This window comes from Vulcanococcus sp., assembly GCF_044369115.1.
Taxonomy (GTDB): Bacteria; Cyanobacteriota; Cyanobacteriia; order PCC-6307; family Cyanobiaceae; genus Vulcanococcus.
Genome location: NZ_JBIPMN010000253.1, coordinates 1 through 2,638, shown reverse-complemented (window position 1 = coordinate 2,638; position 2,638 = coordinate 1). Strand labels below are relative to the sequence as shown.

Annotated in this window: 2 protein-coding genes; both read right to left on the bottom strand. The window is 62.8% G+C overall.

All coding sequences use genetic code 11. The features are described from left to right. Window positions 1-1,173, bottom strand: a 1,173-nt coding sequence (locus ACIQ2E_RS14080) for a tetratricopeptide repeat protein (RefSeq protein WP_398331877.1), incomplete at its 3' end; no start/stop codon positions are given. 201 nt (window positions 1,174-1,374) lie between these two features. Further along, window positions 1,375-2,638 (bottom strand): phosphatidylserine/phosphatidylglycerophosphate/cardiolipin synthase family protein (locus ACIQ2E_RS14075; RefSeq protein ID WP_398331874.1); only part of this gene is annotated, 1,264 nt, incomplete at its 5' end.

Here is a 2,638-nt window from a genome sequence, read left to right as displayed (position 1 = left end):
CTCGCCGAGACCGATGAGGTCTCTGTTCTGGCTCAGGATCGTTTCCACGAGCGTTGAGCCACAGCGCGGTAACCCCACGATGAAGATCAATGTGGTTGCACCCGGCTGCGCTTTTGGTGTTGGTGTTGGTGTTGGTGGTGCCTCCCACTGCTCGAGGAGTGTTGTGTTGGTGCGGATCAGATCACTGAGATTCGGCAGTGTCCAGGTTCCCTCCAGTTGCGCTGATCGTGATTGGTTGGCCTTGCAGAACCAGTCGGCAGCTTCTGGATCTTGGCCGTCGAGGTGGTACTTGCCGATGCAGAAATAGAGGTGATACGCCTTCGACTGATCCTTCAGGTCGTTCAGGCAGGTTTGTGCCGCCTGTCGTGGTGCTGGATCCTCGCGTCCATTCACGCAGTAGGAGAGGTGTCGATGGGCTTCCGGATAGAGCGGGTTGTGCCGCAGTGCTTCGCGGAAGCGTGCCTGCGCTTGATCGATGTGGCCCTGCTCCATCAGGGCAATCCCCAGATTGGAGAGGATTTCGCTGTGGCCGGGGCTGATGGCCAGTGCCCGCTCAAACCAGTGCACAGCACGTTCAATCTGGCCGGCCTCCTGCAGGCTCAGCCCCAGGTTGTTCATCGCTTCGGGGTACTCGGCTCGCTGCTCGAGAGCCCGCTGCAGAGCTGCAATCGAATCGGCGATCTGTCCCAGTTCCCGTAGGGCCACACCTTGGCCGGAGAGCACTTCCGGATACAGCGGTTGCAGCGTTAAAGCTTGGTTGTAAGCGTCGACAGCTCCCTGGGGATCGTTGCAGGCCTGCAGCGCATGGCCGAGGTTGGCGTAGGCCTTGGCGAAACCTGGTTTGAGGGCAGCTGCGCGCCGGAAGCTTTCCGCAGCCTGTTCGCTTTGGCCCAGGGCATGCTGCGCCGTACCCAGATTGAGCCAAGCCTCGGCGTTGTTGGGCGCCAGCCGCAACGCCTGCTCCAGCAAGGTTGCGGCGGGTTCGATTCGGTTGGCTTGCAGCTCCAGGGCCGCCAGATTGCTGTAAGCCGCTGCGCTGGCATTGCCCTGATCGACAGCCTGCCGGTAGAGCTGAGCTGCTGCTTCAAAGTTTCGGGCCCGGATCTGTTGCAGTGCAAGCTGCTCCAGCGCAGGGGTTGGTTGTGAGGGGGTGCCAGCCGAGGAGGAATGCATGCCGCGGATGCTCAAAGCCGTTCAGCTCAACTCTGAAAGCACCACCAAAACGGGCATCAATATCAGGGTGACTGCAGCAGCGGCAATCAGTGCCGTGGCCGTGAACATCGCGCTCTTGAGCGAATGAAAACACCCTAGAAGCGGCAAACCGGCTTTGCTGCTCGTGCTGCCTGATCCGGCAGAAACGATGGCGTTCGCGGCTCACAGGCGCTGCACCCCACTGCCGCAGCGCTTGCGGTTCTCCTGCAGTTTGCGCTCCAGTGCGGCGTTGATCCCGAGGTCGGCGCCCTTCCAGAGCCGATCGATTTCGCGGGTGAAGTGAGCTGCCAACAGCCGCGAGTGGATCACCAGCAGCACCTCATCGTTCTGGTGAGCGGCTGAGGGGCTCCAGTTGAAGCTTCCGGTGATCACCGTTTGGCCATCGACCACGGCCAGTTTGTGGTGGAGCTTGTCCCCCCTGGCCAGCCGCGGGATTCCCACCCCTTCGGCGGCTTGCTGAAGCGGTTGGTTGCCGGCTTCGAGCTTGCAGTGGCGATCTGCCAGGGCCACGCCGAGCAGGTCCAGCACTTCGGAAAAAGAGCGGCTGGCAAAGCCGGGATCAGCGAGCAGGCGCAGCTGCACCCCCTTGGCCTGCAGGTCTGCGATCACCGTGGTGAGGGCTTGGGCTGAAAGCACGAACAGCGCCATGTCCACCCTCTGCTTGGCGGCGGCCAGGTTTTCGCCGATCATATTGAGCCCGTGGTGGGGATCAGTGCGCCGATGCGGGGCGAAGAGCACTTCCACAGAGGTTTGGCCCACCATCACCTGCGCTGCGGGGCCGGATTGTTTGGCCAGTCCAAAGCGGCTATCGGGCTTTCCGCCCGGACCATCGCCCCACATGCGGCTGAAGTCTTCGGCGAAGAGCTCGGCCAGCTGCGGGCTGTCGAGCTGGAGAAGATGGTTGAGGTTGCCGCGGGTGCGGCGATCGGCGGCATCGCCGTGAATGCATGAAGCCGTGAAGTTCGTTGAGCCAGTGATCACCAGCTGCCGGTCCACCACGACATATTTCGAGTGCATCAGGCCGCTGCCTTTGCTGCCATCGGCTGTGTCATCGAGCCAGGGCACGCCGGCCGCCGTGAGGATGGTCACGGCGTCGCCGTGCTGCTGCTCCTCGAGGCTCACCGTGCCGTCGCGGTTGCGATCGGCCAGCTCCATCAGCAGTTGGCGGCGTTGGCGCGCGTGGCCATCGAGTTCGGCCTCGTGCTGCTCACTCCAGGGGGTGCTGTAAGTGTTCTCCAGCACCACTTTCACCGTCACGCCCCGGCGGTGTTGACGCACCAGGGCTTCGGCAATGGCCGGTAGGGAAAGCTCCTGCACCGCCACCAGGATCTCCTGCTCAGCGGCCTCGATTCCACGGATCACCAGCGCCTCGAGGTTGTCGCCATTGCGGCTTTCCGCGTGGATCGGGCTGCGGTAGTGGCTGTCT